The sequence below is a fragment of the Mycobacterium montefiorense genome, assembly GCF_003112775.1.
GTDB lineage: Bacteria > Actinomycetota > Actinomycetes > Mycobacteriales > Mycobacteriaceae > Mycobacterium > Mycobacterium montefiorense.
This window is the reverse complement of record NZ_BFCH01000018.1, coordinates 1-15,658: the sequence shown is the minus strand read 5'-3', so window position 1 is coordinate 15,658 and position 15,658 is coordinate 1. Positions and strand designations below refer to the sequence as shown.

Below are 15,658 nucleotides of genomic sequence, written 5' to 3'. Positions count from 1 at the left end.
GAGCCCGCAGGTATGAATTCTGTGGATTTCACAGACTTCCAGACTTTTCCTGCAGCGATTGCGCACCTACACATCAGTTACGGGTATGGATTTCTGAAATTGAACGGACTCAAAGATTATTTCATGACCGATGGGAATTCACTGGTACGGATCTCGCCCAAATAACAGACTCGAGGCTTTATCAAGTATTTATTGGTCGCCCAAAGAGTCAGCTCAACAGTCGGCGGCCATTGTTTGCTGGATGATCTTGAATGCAGCCGCCACCACGGAGGGCGGGTGGGCGAGAACCCTACGGGTACCACTTCCCGGTCCGCGCCGATCGCCTGGCAGCAGCGGACCAATCCAGATGAAATCGCTCTGAGCAGTGATTATCTACTCAAACAAGGTGGCCATGCGGCTCTCGCCATCCTTGGGCGAGTCGCAGGAGGTGCACTGCATGCCCGCGCCGTTGCCGAAGCATTGGCTGACGCAATCAGAACTTCCGATACCGATAGTTAGCAGGAACGCGCCAACCGAAGCAATAAACAGAGCTCCGACCGTCTCCATTCTGACCTCCCACCCGAAAGCCTGATTTGAATGCGTCGCGAATACCACCAACTGAGCGGAACTAAACCATAAAACTTCTACAAATTATCGGCGGCGTCAAGTTCGAATTCCAAGTCATCAAGATCGATTGTTTAGACATCAAGATCAATTGGCCGCATGTCGGCGGCAGGATCAGAATTCTCAATGATCTGGCCAATTTCTCGGTACCCAGCGCCAAGGCGTGTGCTATCAGGCTGGGTGCCTTTCACCGCACTCGCGCCGCAGCGGCCATCAGCGTTTCGGTTGAGCCAGCTTGCGCCGACCCTGAGGATCTCCCTGCGCCCCGGTGTTCCCGCACCGGCGCCGGCGGGCGTCGAGCGCTCGCCGCCCCACCTTCACCGGGACGCCACAGAACCGCTACGGCTCACCGCAATTACCTTGGGATGCAAGCAAATTCGGGGACGTGAAGCCGTGCGCGCAGGCACGGCACAAAGCCTTGCGCTTGGCAGGGGCGAGGGCTGTCGGCCGGAAAAATTAAGTGAAGCGGCCACCGAGGATCCTCCCGGTGGCCGCCTCGTCGGCCATTAAACGATGCTAGCTTCAGCCTCCGATTCGCGTGCCGTTTTCGTGACTTCTTGCCGAGATCTGCGACTCGTACCGCAGACGCCTCGCGACAACGCAGGTCACGGCCCCTCTGGTCAACCGTCGTGTGGGCAAACGTTCACGTTTAACCGGACCGATTCGTGGCATCCGCCATCCATGAGTGTGAATCTCGCCGACGTGGTGATGAAGATGGTGGAGTTCGTCCGGGCCGGCTACCCGCAGGGGGTCCCCGCGGCGGACTCCTTCGCGCTGCTGGCCGTGCTTCGCCGTCGGCTCACCGACGACGACGTGGCAGCGGTCGCTGCACATCTGGCAGCCCGCGACGAGTTGAAAATCGACACGGCTGAAATCGGCTCAGCCATCACACGGATCACCAACGAGCCACCCTCGGCCGACGAGCTCGATCGGGTGCAGCGTCGCTTGGAAGCCATCGGCTGGCCGCCGGAACGTAAGAGTTAAACCAGATGCGGACCGCGTTCCATAACCAGCTCGACGCGCTGAGCCAGAGCATTGCTGACATGTGCGATCTGAGCAGCACCGCGATGGCGCAGGCCACCGAAGCCCTGCTGAGCGCCGACATCGTCTTGGCCGAAGCCGTGATCAGCGCCCATCCAGAATTGATGGCCCGGGCCACGCAGGCCGAAAACGACGCTTACACACTGCTGGCGCTGCAATCGCCGGTCGCCACGGACTTGCGGGCAATTCTGGCCAGCCTGCAAAACGTCGCCGACGTCTACCGGATGGCCGCGCTGGCCCACTATGTCGCCGACACTGCCCGCCGCCGCCACCCCGGCACCGCGATCCCCGATGACATCAAGTCTTGCTTCGCCGAAATGGGCCGCATCGCTGTGGATCTCAGCCGGAACGCGACGAATGTCGTGCTTTCCGGAAATCCTGATCACGCTGCCAAACTCGCCGCCGACGACGACGCGATGGACGAGCTACACCGGCTTGTCTTCACGACCCTGATGGATCGGCAGTGGTCTCACACCGTCGCCGCCGCGGTCGATGTCACTCTCCTGAGCCGCTATTACGAGCGCTTCGCGGACCACGCCGTCACGGTGGGTCAACGAGTTATCTTCCAAGCCAACGGCTCTCACCTCGCCCAACAACAAGTCGAGCAGCGCCCCACCGCGTGATGCGCGTCCTTCAGCGGGCCAGCGGCTTGTAGAACACCAACCCATTGCCTTTGTTGTCGTACACCACGGCACGGCGTTCGTGGGCGTCGTCGTACGGGCCCTTCACGATGCCGCCACCGCTGGCCTGGACCGCCTTCGCCGCGGCATCGACATCAGCGGTCTTGATACCGACGACAACCTGACCGGGTATGGGATGGTCGACGTCCGTCGCAAGTGCGAGAGTGACCGGCCCACCATCGAGTGCCCCGAAGTGGGCGCCATCGCGGAACTTCAGTGCCATGCCCAGGGTCTCGCTGTAGAACCGGATCGATTCGTCCAAGTCGTCGGTCGACAGAATGATCATCTTTACTTCGTGCCCGCTCAACGGATGCCTCCTTCGCACTGAGTCACTTCCACACTAGGCAGCGAATGCACGCTGTGCGCCGCGGGTCAGCGACGGAAGACGACCCATCTCATCGCGCTGTACATGTACACCGCTTCGCACATGCCCGCCACGATTCGCGACAGCTGATATTGCACGCCGATGGCCGATAACACGCTCGTCACCCCAAGGATGAAAGCCAGGTAGTTGACGACGACCACCACGACGTAGACCGCGACCTGTGGGCCGACCGCGCCATGGGACGCAAAGTTGAAGGTGCGGTTGAGCACGTAACTGAGCGCGAAGGCACATGCGTAGGCGACCGTGACGGCGATCGGCACCGCGAGGCCGAGCCCGCTGCGCAGCAAGGTGAGCAGCGCGAGGTCGGCGCTGAAGGTAAAGCCGTTGATCACGCAGAAGCCGAGGAACGTCGGCGCAATGACCGAACCGAGCCCGAACGGGAGCCGACCGACGACCGCCGCACAAGACTTGTGGAATCGGTCGACCGCGCGTGATGGGCTAACCCGCGATTCGGCTGGCACGCGGCCACCGTGCCATGACCGGGTTTCGGCCATGTGATCAGTCGGCCAATTCTTCGCGGACCATCTGCTGGCCCGGCGCCTCAGCAAACTTCGGCGCAAATAACATCACGGTCACGAAAACGATGGGTGGCGACCCGAAATACCCATAACGGCCTTGCGGCGCGTTTACGACTTGGGCGCCTTCTGGGCGTCCACGTCCATGTCCGGGCAGAACGCCTCGACCGCGGCGAAGGCGATCACCTTCGTCTGCTGCTTGCTGTACCCCATGTTCTGGATCCGCGCTAACGCCTGATCGGGCGGGAGGATGTCGTTGCGCAGCTCGTTGCACAGAGTGGTTCCCACGTGAACGATCGTTTCGTGGCTGTTGTACTTGATGTTGTTCTGGTCGAGATAGGAGATGTAGTCGGGCGTATTCTCCGGGTCGGCGTTGGCGACTGCTGGCACGGAACACAGCAGGGCGGGTAGGGCGATCAGTGATGCCGCTAGTGCTGTTTTCATGGATGTGAGCATAGGATCACACCCGAACTTTTGAATGAACTGCAGGCGAACGGCTGCTGTCGCGACTGGATGTAGCAACGCGAGCTGCCGGAGCCGGATCGGCGAGGGTGGCTAGAGTTCCGCACTTGATGGCACGACTGACAGATCTCGCCCCACCCGCGACACGGGAGACCGTCAAAAGCCTCGCGGCCGGGCTGCTTTGCGCCGCCGGCGTCCCGGCGTTGACCCGGCGGCGACACCGCGATCGGCTCGCGATCGTGATGTTCCATGGCGTCGAGGACGAACCGTTGTCGCCGGCGTGCTGGCATGTACTCGACTCGGCGACGTATCGCCGCCGACTCGAATACATCCGTAAGCACTTCAACGTCCTTCCACTCGCCGACGCCCTCGAGCGCCTTGCCGCGGGGACGTTACCGCCACGGGCGATGGCCATCACTTTCGACGACGGCACCCGCAACCTCGCCACCCACGCGGCCCCGGTGTTGCGCGAGCTGGGACTGCCCGCCGCGGTGTTCCTGGCGACGGGCCCGATGGACAGCGACGAAACCCTATGGCCCGACCGGCTTTGGCTGGCGATCGCCCGCACCAAAGCGACCGAGGCTGATCTGGCTGCACTAAGCCTGGGCACCAGATCGCTTGTCGGGAATGCCAACCGCGGCAAGGTCTATGCGGCCGCGGTGCAGCGATGCAAAGACCTGCCCGACGCGCAACGGATCGCGGTGCTGGACAAGATTCTGGATGCGCTGGGCCACCGCGACGGCGACGGTGGTCCGTTCCGGATGCTCTCCTGGGATGAAGCCCGGGAGATGGTCGCCGACGGCCTGGTCACGCTGCACCCGCATTCGGTGACCCACCCCATTCTTGCGCGCTGCGGCGACGACAAGGTCGAACAGGAGATCACGGATTCCTGCATCACGCTAGAGCGTGAGACTGGCTGCACACCAACAATTTTCGCTTACCCTAATGGTCGGCCGCAGGATTTCGACGGCCGCACCCAAAACGTGCTGCGCGAGCGCGGCGTGCGCTGGGCGTTATCGACCACGCCGGGATTCGCCGACCGTCACAGCGACCCGATGGCGTTGCCGCGGCTGGCGCTGGGCAGTAATTCGTCTTTCGACTACTTCCGGCTCCTGGTCTCGGGCGGGCTGCCCCGCCGCTAGCGCGAGCCGCGGGACGCGGCAGCGAGCCACAGATCGTGCAGCGCCTCCCGCCAGCGGTCGATGTCGAGCTCGCGGGCACGTGCGTAGGCCGCGGCGGCGAGCCGATTTCGCAGATCGCCATCGGTGATGAGCGATTGCAGCGCCGCCGCCAGCTGGACGGGATCGCCGGGCGTGACCAGCACACCGCTCACCCCGTCGGTCACCACTTCCGCGATTGCACCGACCGCGGTGGTCACCGGGACCACGCCGTTGGCCATCGCCTCCAGCACCGCCATCGGAAGACCCTCGCTGTAGCTGGGCAATACGAAGATCGCCGATTCGGCCAACAGCTCGTCGCGGCGTTGCGGGTCGACCCAGCCGACGACATCGATGACGTCGTCCAGCGAGTTGGCACGGACAAACGCGCGAACCCGCTCCACCTCACCGTCGCCGGCCAGCGTGACCCGCAGGTCGGCTCGAATATCGTTGGGCAGCAGACCAATTGCGCGAACCAGGTCATAGCTTCCCTTGTTGGCGCCCAATCTGCCCAGCGACACCACCCGCAATGGCCCAACGGTGCGCGGCGACGGCTCGACGGCGGGCAGGACCACGGGGTTGTACAGCACTCGTGTGTTGGTTTCGTCGAACCCGAGACGCACACACGACTTCTGCAGATGGGATTGACCGAGCACCACGGAATAGTCGGCACGCAACGCGGCGTAGACCGCACGTCGCTGCAGCGGCGAGAGACCATCGAGCCAGGTGAAAAAGTGTGAGCTGTGGCAATCAACAATTGTCGGGACGCCGCGCACCCGCGCGACGAATAACGGCACCGACTTGCGGACGACGCTGCCGCGCAACGAATAGTGCGCATGCAGCACGTCGACCGAGCCGAAGAGCAGCCGCAGGGACGCCTTGAGCATGCCCGTTATACCGGTCCATAGCCGCGCCGCTACGGAGGCGTCGACATAGGTAGGCACCAGGCGAAGACGGAACCGCGAGTCGGTGTCCTCGATCAGCAGCCGCATCACCGTCGCCATACCGCCGCGGCTGTTGGGCCCGGCCGGAGCGTTACCGATCGTGAGCACGCGGATCGGGTGACGCGGTGCTGCCATCAACTGCGTCTCACCCGGCGTACCTCAATCCCAGCGTCATCCACCCGAGTTGTCGGCGCTCAAGCTAGCTTCACCACAGGACGCTGCGAAATAGCAGGGCGTCCGCTACTAGTCCAACCCCGACGACCAAAAACAATATTCGCACCGAAATGGGTCCGTAGCGAGTCATTCCGCGCACGATCCCGCGCTGCATCCGGACCGCTCGCTTCGTCTTTCGAGTGGCCAGAAAAAGGATCAGCACCGACGGCGTCAGGGCCAGCGTCCAATAGCCGTAGATCAGCAGCGGCCAGGCCGGCGGTCGCGGATGCACCGCGGCGAGTGTGGCCAATCCGGTGATGTAGGGAATTGAGGTCGGCGCCTGCCCCATCCCGACCGCGGCGCCAAGAATTCCGAGCAACCAGGGGCGTTGCCGCATGGCCGCCAGCGCCCATCCCGGCGCCGATGTTTGCGCGGTCAACGGGAAGTAGGCCAGACACATCAGCACCACGCCCAGCAGCAGCTGGCCCCAAAAGCGAAATGCCGGTGTGATTTTGAAGTCGACCGAATGCGTCAAGAAGCCAAGGCCGAGTACGGTGCAGACACCGAAGGTGGTGGTGATCGCGAACAAACCAGCGATAAAGCTCAAGCCGCCTGGGACCGGCGATCGACGATCGAGTCGGCTGGCATAGACGACGGCTGAGACGACACCCACATTGAGGACATTCAGCGAGTCGAGGAAGGCCAGACCGGCAAGCGCCAGCAAAAGAGCTTCCATGATCGCACCGAAGTTACTGCATCGGATCCTTGACCGCCGCCAACTGACGGCGCAACGCGGAATCCGGCGGCAGAAAATATGAGATTCCTATGACCTCGCCACCACCTCGGCCGCCGCGGTCCCGGCTTGCGCCCGACCGGCCCGACCGGCAAGGTTCTGCCCGTGAAATTCGCACTCGCCGGCTACGGCAGTCGCGGCGACGTCGAGCCCTTCGCGGCCGTCGGACGGGAGCTACTGCGTCGGGGTCACGACGTGTCCTTAGCGGTCACACCCAACATGATCGGCTTTGTGGAATCGGCGGGGCTTGCCGCGGGGGCGTTCGGGCCGAACCCGCCGCAGAACGAGGATTTCGCGCCCACCACGCTGCAGAACCCGATCATGATGATGTCGGCCTTCGCGGATCACCTGAAAGCGGCGTGGGTTCAGTGGGGCACGACGTTGCTGGCGCTGGCCGATGGCGCCGACCTGGTGTTGACAGGTAAAAGCGAGCAGGGCCTTGCCGCCAATGTTGCGCGCTACCAAGGCATTCCGTCCGCCGCGTTGCACTTCTTCCCGGACGGCGCCGCGCCCCGCAATGACATGCTGGTGCGTCTGGCGACCGACGCCGCGCAGGCCCAGCGCCGCGAACTCGGCTTGCCGGAGACCACTGGGCACACCGCATTGGAGATCCAGGCCTACGACAGGCTCTGCTTTCCCGGCCTGGCCGCCGAGTGGGCCGAGCAGGGCCTGCGGCGGCCCTGCGTTGGCTCACCGACCCTTGAGCTGCCGGCCGATGGCGACGCCGAGGCGATGTCCTGGATCGACGCCGGGACACCACCGATCTACTTCGGCTTCGGTAGCGGCGTGCGGGTCACCTCCGCCGACACCGTCGGGGCGATCGCCGCGGCCTGCGCACAGTTGGGCGAGCGGGCGCTGATTTGCAGCGGCCCCAACGACTTCACCGGCGTTCCGGATTTCGACCACGTCAAGGTTGTCGACGAGGTGAATCACGCAACCGTCTTTCCGGCGTGCCGCGCGGTCGTCCACCACGGAGGCGCCGGAACCACGGCCGCGGGCATGCGAGCCGGCATTCCCACGTTGATCCTCTGGCTCGGCGTCGACGATCAACAGGTCTGGGCCGCGACCGTGGAACGGCTGAAAGTCGGCTCCGGCCAGGATTTTCGGGCGACCACCCTGGGTTCACTGGTCGCGGCGCTGGGCGGCATCCTCACTGATGACTACGCCACTCGTGCACGTGCGATTGCCGCCCTGATGGCCACGCCGACAGAAAGCGTGGCAAGCACCGCCGATCTGCTGGAAGACAGCGCCCGCACGGGACGCTGACCGCTGGAGGTACTGCTTTATTTCAGCGAACGCTGTATTGTTCTCTGCATGCTGACTTGTGAGAAGCGGGAGTCCGCGCTGGCCCGGCTGGGGCGCGCCCTGGCCGATCCGACGCGGTGCCGGATTCTGGTGGCGTTGCTCGATGATGTTTGCTACCCGGGCGAATTGGCGTCCCGGCTGGGTCTGACCCGCTCCAACGTTTCCAACCATCTGTCCTGCCTGCGCGGTTGCGGCCTGGTGGTGGCCACCTACGAGGGAAGACAGGTCCGGTACGCGTTAGCCGATGCGCACCTTGCCCGCGCACTGGGTGAGTTGGTCCAGGTGGTGCTCGCCGTCGACACCGATCAGCCGTGCGTTGACGACCCCGCGCCGAGCAAGGCGGGCACGGCGCGATGAACGACGGGGACGCCTTGGGCCGAACTGGCCGCGCATTGCCGCTCTCCGCGCCGGCGACAGACTGCTGCCATGACGAGTGCTGCACCCCGGCAACAACGAATACCGTTGAGCCACAACGCCGTGCCGTGTTGTCGCGACGAGTGCGCCTGCTCGTCTCGGCGACAATCAGCTACAACATCATCGAGGCGGTCGTCGCGCTCTCGGCGGGCGCGGTGGCGTCCTCGGCGGCGTTGATTGGGTTCGGGCTGGACTCGGTCATCGAAGTCTCCTCTGCCGCAGCGGTGTACTGGCAGTTCTCCGGCACCGACCCGCAGGCCCGCGAACGGGCCGCGTTACGGGTTATCGCGCTGTCATTCTTCGCATTGGCCGGCTACGTGACGCTCGAGTCGATTCGCTCCCTGCTCGGCGGACAGACCGCTGGAACCTCGGCCGCCGGAATCATTTTGGCGGCGGTGTCGCTAGTGGTCATGCCGTTGCTGTCCTACGCACAGCGGCGCGCCGGCCGAGAACTCGGTTCGGCCAGCGCGGTCGCCGACTCCAACCAAACACTGCTGTGCACATACCTGTCCGGCGTGCTGCTGGTCGGGCTGCTGCTGAACTATCTGTTCGGCTGGTCGTGGGCCGATCCGGTCGTGGCGTTGGTGATCGCCGCGGTCGCCGTCAAGGAGGGCCGCACGGCATGGCGGGGCGAGCACTGCTGCTGACTTGAAACACGGCGCGCTGCAGCGCCTTTCGTTGTCTAGCCGGGCAGTCCGGCCTTGATGGCCGCGTCCTGCTTGCGCGCCACATCCAGGACGATGTCCGCCGGCACCAGGTCGTTCGGCGCGCTCTCGAACTCGATGAGGGCGACCACCTTGCCTTCACCGAAGATCACCGACGTCTTCGCCTTACTGCCGTCGGCCGAGGGTCCCGAAATGATCGTGCCGCCGACACCCACATCGACCGGCGCCGGTGTTCCGCCCTTGATCGCGCCGTTCTGAGGATCGACGTAAGACTTGGTGAGCGAATCACGGTCCTTGTCCGCCGCGCCCGGGTCGGGGTAGACGAGCAGCGAGTCGGTGATGCTGCGCGCGCCATTCTGGTTCGCGAACACGCCCTCGATGCCCGATGCCGGGTCGGTCAGTTGCCGCGTCTTGGGCGGGCTGAAGCTGTCCCCCGGCACGACAATGTCGGTGGCCTTGATCAGCAGGTTGTTGTAGTCCGAAGGCTGGGCGGCAGCGCTGCTCGATGTCGGTGCGGCCGAGGAGGACGCCGCGGAAGTAGTCGTCGACGACGATTTCGCTGACGACGATGGGCCAGACGACTTGTCGCCGCCACATCCGGTGACTGCCACGCCGATCACCAGAGTGGTTGCCGCCAGACCGGCTGCGACCGCAGATGCCTTCTTCACCATTGACTCCTTTGGGTGTCGTACCGATTTGCCAGCGTCCCGGGCAACATAGCCGATCCCCGGATGAACTCGAAGTGAATCCCCTTAAATAGTTTCCAATTAACCAACCACACCCTCGCGCCGAGCGCTACCGCGAAGGCGTCGATCGCATTGCGGGAATCTGAATGACGGCCGACGGCTTGTCGGCCGCTAGCCGCGGCGGAATCGCTCGCGCATTTGCGGGTCGTTCTCCCACCACAACCCCGCGGGCGCAGCGTCGGCGTCGTCGCTGCCCACCACTTCCGTCCGATCCAGCTCGGCGTCGACCTCGACCGCGTGCGCCCGTTCGTCGCGAGACAGCGCGCGCATCAGCAGCAGCACGAATGGCAACCCGACCACGTCTCCGAGAATCCACAGCACGCCGGCTCCGATGGTCTGATCGAGCCGTTGGTCCGGGCCCCAGGAGCGGTGCAAGGCCGAGTAATACGCCGCGGCGATCAACGAGCCCTGCCAAATGACCAACCCCAGGACTCCGTCACCGAGGGTCTCGGCGACCGAGATCAGCAGCGAGATCAGCTGGGGGTATTTGCGAGGCACGGGATCGGATTGCAGCCGGGCGTAAAAGTATCCAAACCCTACGATTACCAAAACTATTCGGGTAAGCGCGCCGATCCATTCGTTTTGCAGAGCCGCCGTGTACCACGGTGTCAGGTACAGCAGCCAGGGCGTGGCCAGCATCGCCAGCGACGTCGTCAACGGGTGCACGAGAATTCGGGCCCAACGGGTCCCCAGCAGCTTCTCGATACGGTCCACGCCGAGCGCGTCACGCAGCACGCTGACCGGCTTGCCCTGCGCGAGGAAGAACGGCACCACATACAGCAGCAGCAGTACCTGCAGCGCACGCATCCAGAACAGCAAGTAGGCGTAGCTTCCGATCGCGCTGACGGTGGCCACTGCCCAGAGCACAATGCTGACGCCGAAGCATCCGGCCGCCGCCGGTTCGACAGATCGTGCGCCGCCGCGGGCCCGTCGGTAGCACCACGCGTAGGTGCCCGCGACCATCACGAGCACCGCCGCGGAGGTGGGGTCCAGATACCAGGTCTGTATCAAGGCGCCCCATGTCAGCGGGCCCGGATCGAGGGGCATAGCCCCTAGCGTATGCGGGCCGCAAGCGGCGCTCAGTTGCCGGCGGCACCCTCAGGCTTGGGTCCGCGACCCTCGCCGGTCAGATACTTGGGGCAATACGAGCCGGCGGCGATCGCGGTGAACTTGGCGGCGCCGGTATCGGCAAATCCCGGATTGTGCAGCTGAAGGTTGTTGACGATTTCCTGGTCCGAGTGTCCGGTGTCGACGAGCTCGCATACCGTCTTGGCCGCCGAGATCGCAGCGGCCGGGTCCTGATACGTCAGCCCGGCGTCCTTGAGCTCGGAAAGGAAGGCGGCATCGGCGGCCGGGTCCGGCGCGGGACTGGGGCTCGGGCTGGGGTCGGCGTGCGCCGGAACCGCCAGGACAATCGTCGTGGCGACGCTTAGCAGCATCATGAGGCGTCTCATAACTCGCCGATTCTCCCAGAGTTGTGGGAACCACGCATCTCGCCGAGGCGCCGCAGCGCCGCAAGCTCGGATGGTGTTGGCTAGGACGACGTGGCTGCCATCTTGATTGTTCTCGACGTCTTTGTCGGCATCATCGCTGTGGTCGCGCTGATTGCCGCATGGAATCGGCTGCCCGCGCACCGCCGAAGAGCGGGCGCCAAGGGCGTCGCGCTGGTGATCGACCGCCTGCCGCCCCGCCGGAAGAACATTGCCCGGCTGCAGGTGAGCATGCGAATGGTCGGCCCGACCGTGCGCTACGAAGTGGGACTCGACCTTGAAGCGGACGGTAAACCATTCGACGCGCCGACGCCCAAGCCGGCGATACGCCCGTCGATGGGCTGCAATGACGACGAAATGTCCTGGGGCTTCGAGATTCCCGAAGAGTCACTCGACAACGTCTGGGTCATCGCGTCCTGGATGGCCGTTGACAACGCCAACCTTCGGATGGCCGCGATCGCCTCGAATCTGGGCACGCCGCAAATCTACGAGTGGAGATGGGCAGCCGATTGGCGCATTTCGGGAGCCGGCCACTGGCGCAAGCGACGGAGTCCGACGACTCCCCCACGCACGGCGACAGGAATGGGTCCCCTGGAACTGGGGCGGGCACCTGGCCGGGGACGCGCAGCGCCACCCACCACCGACACGGCCGAAACCGAGTAGCCCGGTTGTTACTGGGGGCCGCTGCTGTTAGAGCTGGTGTGCGGCAGCGCGCTGGGGCAATAGGCCGTGGCAGCTATCGCCGCGAACTTGGCGGCGTTGTCCTCGCGCAGGCCGGGGTTACGGTCTTCCACCGTCTTGACGACATCCACCATCTGCGTGCCCTGGCCGACCGCTTGGCACACCCACTTGCCCGCCGCGATCGCCCGAGCCGGGTCCGGGAAGGTGACACCGGACGCCTGGAGCGCGGCGAGAAATTGGTCGTCCATGCCGTCGGCGTAAGCCGGGGCGGGCATGCCGACCATGGCGACGGCGCTCACCAGCATCAGAAGGCGTCTCATAGCCCCCTGATAGTCGCAGACCAGCGGCAAACTCGCATCCCGCCGCCGTAACCGGCGACAAAAGGCCGTCGCGACCGACCGGAGCCCTGGTCAAGGCGGCCGATCGGGCGCGGTAGCGGCCGGTCTAACCCCTCCCGTTCGCGATAGGCGGTGTGCAATTATTCGAAGATGCGCCGCTGGCTGATCGTCCTGTCGACCTTGCTCGTCGCCGCCGCGGGCCTCACCGCGGCCGGGGTTGCCGCTCCGCGCGCGCAGGCTCAGGATGCGCCGATCGGCCACATCGGCGACACGCTGCGGGTGGACACCGGGACCTACATCGCCGACGTCACCGTCAGCAGCGTGTCCCCCTGCGACCCGCCGCCCGGATTCGGCTACACCCGCAGCGGCGTTCCGATCAAAAGCTTCCCCGGCAGCACGCCCAACCGCGCCGACGTGACGGTCCGCGCGATCCAGGTGCCCAACCCCTTCGTCATGGCGACCGCGTTCAGCTTCGACGGGGTGACTCCGTTCGCCGACGCCTACAAGCCGCGGGCCACCGATGCGCCCGACGCCCTGGACAACGTGCTCGTCAACGCGCCGAACGGGGCGATCGTGCGCGGCGGGGTGTATTGGGATGCCTACCGCGACCCGGTCTCCAACGTCGTGCTGCTGGACCGCAAAACCGGCAAGCACCTCGCGCAGTGGAACCTCTGACCCTCACCATCGGCCGGGTCGCGACGGATCCCGTCGATATCGCGGAACTGGCCAGCGTCGCGGCCCTTACCTTTCCGCTAGCGTGTCCGCCCACGGCGACGCCGGAGAACATCGCGACGTTCGTTGACGTCAACCTGTCGCCCGCTCGCTTCGGTGAGTATCTCGGCGATCCGGACCGGGCGATTGTCGCCGCCCGCCGCAACGGCCGGATCGTCGGCTACGCCATGGTGGTTCGCGGCGTCTCCGACGACGCCGGCGTGCAACAGGCCGTCGAGATCCGCCCGGCGGCCGAGCTGTCGAAGCTGTACCTGCTGCCCGACTACCACGGCAGCACAGCATCGGCGGCGCTGATGGACGCTGCGCTGGCGATTGCGGCCGACTGGGGTGTGCGCTGCATGTGGCTGGGTGTCAGCAAGGCAAACCAACGCGCCCAACGCTTTTACGCCAAGAGCGGATTTAATATCAATGGCACCAGGACGTTTCGAGTAGGTGCCCACCTCGAAAACGACTACGTCATGATTCGCGAGGTTGGCTAGCCGGGGCGGTCAGCGCCAACAGCCGCGAGGTGGCCCGCAGGTATTTCTTTCGGTAACCGCCGGCCAGCATCTCTTCGCTGAAGATGGTGTCCAGTTTCGCGCCGGACACCACCACCGGAATGCCGGCGTCATACAGGCGATCGGTCAGCGATACCAACCGCAGCGCGACGTTCTGGTCACCAATACCGTGCACACCGGTCAGGAACACCGCCGTCACACCTTCGATCAAGGTCAGGTACCGCGACGGGTGCATCGTCGCCAAATGCGCACGCAACGCATCGAAGTCGTCGAGCGTCGCCCCGGGAACGCCGGCCGCACGTGCGACGACCTCGTCGTCCGACAGCGGCTGCGGGGCGGGCGGCAGGCCGCGATGCCGGTAGTCCGGGCCCTCGATCCGCACGGTAGTGAAAATGCTTGCCAGCGTGTTGATTTCACGCAGAAAGTCCTGGGCAGCAAAACGGCCCTCGCCGAGCTGCTCGGGCAGCGTATTGGAGGTGGCGGCCACCGACACACCCCGCTCGACCAACGACGACAGCATCCGCGAGACCAGCGTGGTGTTGCCCGGGTCGTCGAGTTCGAACTCGTCGATGCACAGCACCGTGTAATCGGCCAGCAGGTCGATGCATTCGGTGAAGCCGAACACCCCGGCGAGTTGGGTCAGCTCCCCGAATGTCGCAAACGCCTTGGGACGAGCGTGGGCATGGGTCGAAGCATCCGGCGAGCCGTCGGGCCCTGGACCCGGCAACTGGTAGTAGGCCGAGGCCAGCAGATGCGTCTTGCCCACGCCGAATCCGCCGTCCAGGTAGATGCCCACACCCGGCAACACCGCCCGTTTGCCCAACAGCTTGCGCCGGCCCGCACGCCGCTGCACGGCCTCACCGCAGAAGTCCTGACACGCCGCGAGCGCCGCGGCCTGGGTCGGTTCCGCCTGATCCGGGCGATAGGTCGCGAAGCTCACATCGGCGAACGTTGGCGGCGGCCGCAATTGGGCGATCAGCCGTTCCGGCGAGACACTCGGATGCCGATCCACCAGATGGTCCACCGGCGAAGAACCATCCGCTGAGGTGGACCCGTGCATGCGAAAACTCTAACGGCGTGCTGCAATCGTCCTCATGCCCGAGTCTGGCAGCGGCAGAGCCGCCGAGACGTCGTTGACCCTTTTCGGATCGGGGCGCGAACTCGACGAGGGCGAACTCCCTGCGCTCTACGCCTATCCGGACACCGATCAGAGCTGGGTGCGGGCGAACTTCATCACCAGCATCGACGGTGGGGCCACCGCCGAAGGTAAGACCGGCCCGATGGCGGGCCCCGGTGACCGGCTGATCTTCTTTCTGTTGCGCGAACTCGCGGACGTCATCGTCGTCGGTGCGGGCACGGTGCGGGTCGAGAATTATTCCGGCGCGCACGCGGGAATCGCCGAGCGCCAGCGCCGGCAGGCCCGCGGGCAAAGCGAAGTGCCGCAATTGGCCATCGTCACCAAGTCCGGTGCCCTGGATCGGGATATGGGGGTGTTCACCCGGACCGAAGTGCCGCCCCTGGTTCTCACCTGCAGTGCGGCGGCCGACGAGACCCGTCGCCTGCTCGGCGACCTGGCCGAGGTCATCGACTGTTCCGGCCGCGATCCCGGCGAAGTCGACGAGACCGCCCTGCTGGCGATCCTGCGGGCTCGAGGACTGCGGCGGGTGCTGACCGAAGGCGGGCCGATGCTGCTCGGCGCTTTCATACAGCGGGATCTGCTCGACGAGCTGTGCCTGACGATCGCGCCGTATCTCGTGGGAGGGCTGGCCCGGCGTATCGCGACGGGGCCCGGCCAGGTGATGACCAAGATGGGCTGCACCCACATCCTGAGCGACGACGCCGGCTACCTGTACACGCGCTACGTGCGGGCTTAGCCCGGCGATACCACCCGGGATGGCTACTGTGGTCGGCATGAGTCGGCACATCAGGTCCGCGACGACCCTGGTCGCGGTGACCGCCCTGCTGACCGGCTGCGTCCCGGGCCTGGCCGCCGACCCGCGCTTCGCGACCAACGCCGGCGCCCGGCCGCAGGGCGCGGCCACCACGAAGCCCCCGCC

At 65.2% G+C, this 15,658-nt stretch carries 20 protein-coding genes and 1 pseudogene; 11 read left to right on the top strand and 10 right to left on the bottom strand.

Annotation, left to right across the window (positions count from 1 at the left end; genetic code table 11):
* The first annotated feature begins 1,284 nt into the window (after window positions 1-1,284).
* Both DB708_RS12710 and phoU read left to right on the top strand, forming a co-directional pair.
* The gene (locus DB708_RS12710) at window positions 1,285-1,587 is read left to right on the top strand and encodes a DUF3349 domain-containing protein (protein WP_108922325.1); all 303 of its coding nucleotides are present in this window, start codon (window positions 1,285-1,287) and stop codon (window positions 1,585-1,587) included.
* 5 nt (window positions 1,588-1,592) lie between these two features.
* Window positions 1,593-2,267, top strand: a complete 675-nt coding sequence (gene phoU, locus DB708_RS12705; protein WP_108922323.1) for a phosphate signaling complex protein PhoU — start codon at window positions 1,593-1,595, stop codon at window positions 2,265-2,267.
* A gap of 10 nt (window positions 2,268-2,277) precedes the next feature.
* On the opposite strand, the gene DB708_RS12700 is transcribed toward phoU, so the two are convergent.
* The 3 genes from DB708_RS12700 to DB708_RS12690 all read right to left on the bottom strand — a co-directional run bounded on the left by DB708_RS12700 (window position 2,278) and on the right by DB708_RS12690 (window position 3,668).
* Window positions 2,278-2,631: a VOC family protein gene (locus DB708_RS12700; RefSeq protein ID WP_108922321.1), complete on the bottom strand. Its 354-nt coding sequence runs from the start codon at window positions 2,629-2,631 to the stop codon at window positions 2,278-2,280.
* 65 nt (window positions 2,632-2,696) lie between these two features.
* The gene (locus tag DB708_RS12695) at window positions 2,697-3,170 is read right to left on the bottom strand and encodes a GtrA family protein (protein WP_235616751.1); all 474 of its coding nucleotides are present in this window, start codon (window positions 3,168-3,170) and stop codon (window positions 2,697-2,699) included.
* A gap of 165 nt (window positions 3,171-3,335) precedes the next feature.
* Window positions 3,336-3,668 (bottom strand): DUF732 domain-containing protein, encoded by a 333-nt coding sequence (locus tag DB708_RS12690; RefSeq protein ID WP_165839814.1) that lies wholly within the window; start codon window positions 3,666-3,668, stop codon window positions 3,336-3,338.
* Window positions 3,669-3,796: 128 nt separating this feature from the next.
* Between DB708_RS12690 and DB708_RS12685 the strand changes: the two genes are divergently transcribed.
* Window positions 3,797-4,828, top strand: coding sequence for a polysaccharide deacetylase family protein (locus DB708_RS12685; protein WP_108922315.1), 1,032 nt, complete (start codon window positions 3,797-3,799; stop codon window positions 4,826-4,828).
* Here DB708_RS12685 and DB708_RS12680 read toward each other — a convergent pair.
* Window positions 4,825-5,922, bottom strand: a complete 1,098-nt coding sequence (locus DB708_RS12680) for a glycosyltransferase family 4 protein (protein WP_108922313.1) — start codon at window positions 5,920-5,922, stop codon at window positions 4,825-4,827. The two genes, DB708_RS12685 and DB708_RS12680, sit on opposite strands and share 4 nt — an antisense overlap.
* Before the next feature lie 70 nt (window positions 5,923-5,992).
* Window positions 5,993-6,676, bottom strand: coding sequence for a GAP family protein (locus DB708_RS12675; protein WP_108922311.1), 684 nt, complete (start codon window positions 6,674-6,676; stop codon window positions 5,993-5,995).
* A gap of 162 nt (window positions 6,677-6,838) precedes the next feature.
* Here DB708_RS12675 and DB708_RS12670 point away from each other — a divergent pair, with 162 nt between their 5' ends.
* Genes DB708_RS12670 through DB708_RS12660 form a run of 3 tightly spaced genes read left to right on the top strand, consistent with a single transcriptional unit; the run spans window position 6,839 to window position 9,099 of the window.
* Window positions 6,839-7,999 (top strand): glycosyltransferase, encoded by a 1,161-nt coding sequence (locus DB708_RS12670; protein WP_108924139.1) that lies wholly within the window; start codon window positions 6,839-6,841, stop codon window positions 7,997-7,999.
* 48 nt (window positions 8,000-8,047) lie between these two features.
* Window positions 8,048-8,395 carry a Cd(II)/Pb(II)-sensing metalloregulatory transcriptional regulator CmtR gene (gene cmtR / locus DB708_RS12665; RefSeq protein ID WP_108922309.1) on the top strand — a complete coding sequence of 116 codons (348 nt, stop codon included), beginning with the start codon at window positions 8,048-8,050 and terminating at the stop codon, window positions 8,393-8,395.
* Entirely contained in the window at window positions 8,392-9,099 is a 708-nt protein-coding gene (locus tag DB708_RS12660) for a cation transporter (protein WP_108922307.1), read from the top strand. Before cmtR ends, DB708_RS12660 begins: the two co-directional genes overlap by 4 nt.
* Window positions 9,100-9,134: 35 nt before the next feature.
* Here the strand turns inward: DB708_RS12660 and DB708_RS12655 are convergent, their stop codons facing one another.
* From DB708_RS12655 to DB708_RS12645, 3 genes are all read right to left on the bottom strand, one after another.
* Entirely contained in the window at window positions 9,135-9,785 is a 651-nt protein-coding gene (locus DB708_RS12655; protein ID WP_133251005.1) for a hypothetical protein, read from the bottom strand.
* A 189-nt stretch (window positions 9,786-9,974) separates the two neighbouring features.
* Entirely contained in the window at window positions 9,975-10,910 is a 936-nt protein-coding gene (locus tag DB708_RS12650) for a cytochrome c oxidase assembly protein (protein ID WP_108922305.1), read from the bottom strand.
* A gap of 32 nt (window positions 10,911-10,942) precedes the next feature.
* A complete protein-coding gene (locus DB708_RS12645) occupies window positions 10,943-11,317 on the bottom strand; it encodes a DUF732 domain-containing protein (protein ID WP_108922304.1) in 375 nt (124 codons plus the stop codon).
* A 90-nt stretch (window positions 11,318-11,407) separates the two neighbouring features.
* Here DB708_RS12645 and DB708_RS12640 point away from each other — a divergent pair, with 90 nt between their 5' ends.
* A complete protein-coding gene (locus DB708_RS12640) occupies window positions 11,408-12,016 on the top strand; it encodes a hypothetical protein (RefSeq protein ID WP_108922303.1) in 609 nt (202 codons plus the stop codon).
* A gap of 8 nt (window positions 12,017-12,024) precedes the next feature.
* Here the strand turns inward: DB708_RS12640 and DB708_RS12635 are convergent, their stop codons facing one another.
* Window positions 12,025-12,354: a DUF732 domain-containing protein gene (locus tag DB708_RS12635; protein ID WP_108922302.1), complete on the bottom strand. Its 330-nt coding sequence runs from the start codon at window positions 12,352-12,354 to the stop codon at window positions 12,025-12,027.
* 168 nt (window positions 12,355-12,522) lie between these two features.
* On the opposite strand from DB708_RS12635, the gene DB708_RS12630 reads away from it, so the two are divergent.
* Together DB708_RS12630 and DB708_RS12625 are read left to right on the top strand one after the other, a co-directional pair.
* Window positions 12,523-13,047: a hypothetical protein gene (locus DB708_RS12630; RefSeq protein ID WP_108922301.1), complete on the top strand. Its 525-nt coding sequence runs from the start codon at window positions 12,523-12,525 to the stop codon at window positions 13,045-13,047.
* The gene (locus DB708_RS12625; protein ID WP_108922300.1) at window positions 13,035-13,583 is read left to right on the top strand and encodes a GNAT family N-acetyltransferase; all 549 of its coding nucleotides are present in this window, start codon (window positions 13,035-13,037) and stop codon (window positions 13,581-13,583) included. Before DB708_RS12630 ends, DB708_RS12625 begins: the two co-directional genes overlap by 13 nt.
* Here DB708_RS12625 and zapE read toward each other — a convergent pair.
* Window positions 13,561-14,661 (bottom strand): cell division protein ZapE, encoded by a 1,101-nt coding sequence (zapE, locus tag DB708_RS12620; RefSeq protein ID WP_108922299.1) that lies wholly within the window; start codon window positions 14,659-14,661, stop codon window positions 13,561-13,563. The genes DB708_RS12625 and zapE overlap by 23 nt on opposite strands.
* Before the next feature lie 34 nt (window positions 14,662-14,695).
* Here zapE and DB708_RS12615 point away from each other — a divergent pair, with 34 nt between their 5' ends.
* Together DB708_RS12615 and DB708_RS12610 are read left to right on the top strand one after the other, a co-directional pair.
* Window positions 14,696-15,475 (top strand): pyrimidine reductase family protein, encoded by a 780-nt coding sequence (locus DB708_RS12615; RefSeq protein WP_108922298.1) that lies wholly within the window; start codon window positions 14,696-14,698, stop codon window positions 15,473-15,475.
* 19 nt (window positions 15,476-15,494) lie between these two features.
* Window positions 15,495-15,658 (top strand): annotated as a pseudogene (locus tag DB708_RS12610) (alpha/beta hydrolase); the annotation flags it as partial.

Excerpts from the sequence above, each read along its gene's own strand:
- DB708_RS12680 (WP_108922313.1), bottom strand. The coding sequence starts at position 5,922 with ATGGCAGCACCGCGTCACCCGATCCGCGTGCTCACGATCGGTAACGCT.
- zapE (WP_108922299.1), bottom strand. The coding sequence starts at position 14,661 with ATGCACGGGTCCACCTCAGCGGATGGTTCTTCGCCGGTGGACCATCTG.
- DB708_RS12645 (WP_108922304.1), bottom strand. The coding sequence starts at position 11,317 with ATGAGACGCCTCATGATGCTGCTAAGCGTCGCCACGACGATTGTCCTG.
- DB708_RS12710 (WP_108922325.1), top strand. The coding sequence starts at position 1,285 with ATGAGTGTGAATCTCGCCGACGTGGTGATGAAGATGGTGGAGTTCGTC.
- DB708_RS12685 (WP_108922315.1), top strand. The coding sequence starts at position 3,797 with ATGGCACGACTGACAGATCTCGCCCCACCCGCGACACGGGAGACCGTC.
- phoU (WP_108922323.1), top strand. The coding sequence starts at position 1,593 with ATGCGGACCGCGTTCCATAACCAGCTCGACGCGCTGAGCCAGAGCATT.
- DB708_RS12675 (WP_108922311.1), bottom strand. The coding sequence starts at position 6,676 with ATGGAAGCTCTTTTGCTGGCGCTTGCCGGTCTGGCCTTCCTCGACTCG.
- DB708_RS12635 (WP_108922302.1), bottom strand. The coding sequence starts at position 12,354 with ATGAGACGCCTTCTGATGCTGGTGAGCGCCGTCGCCATGGTCGGCATG.
- cmtR (WP_108922309.1), top strand. The coding sequence starts at position 8,048 with ATGCTGACTTGTGAGAAGCGGGAGTCCGCGCTGGCCCGGCTGGGGCGC.
- DB708_RS12690 (WP_165839814.1), bottom strand. The coding sequence starts at position 3,668 with ATGAAAACAGCACTAGCGGCATCACTGATCGCCCTACCCGCCCTGCTG.
- DB708_RS12630 (WP_108922301.1), top strand. The coding sequence starts at position 12,523 with ATGCGCCGCTGGCTGATCGTCCTGTCGACCTTGCTCGTCGCCGCCGCG.
- DB708_RS12650 (WP_108922305.1), bottom strand. The coding sequence starts at position 10,910 with ATGCCCCTCGATCCGGGCCCGCTGACATGGGGCGCCTTGATACAGACC.
- DB708_RS12615 (WP_108922298.1), top strand. The coding sequence starts at position 14,696 with ATGCCCGAGTCTGGCAGCGGCAGAGCCGCCGAGACGTCGTTGACCCTT.
- DB708_RS12660 (WP_108922307.1), top strand. The coding sequence starts at position 8,392 with ATGAACGACGGGGACGCCTTGGGCCGAACTGGCCGCGCATTGCCGCTC.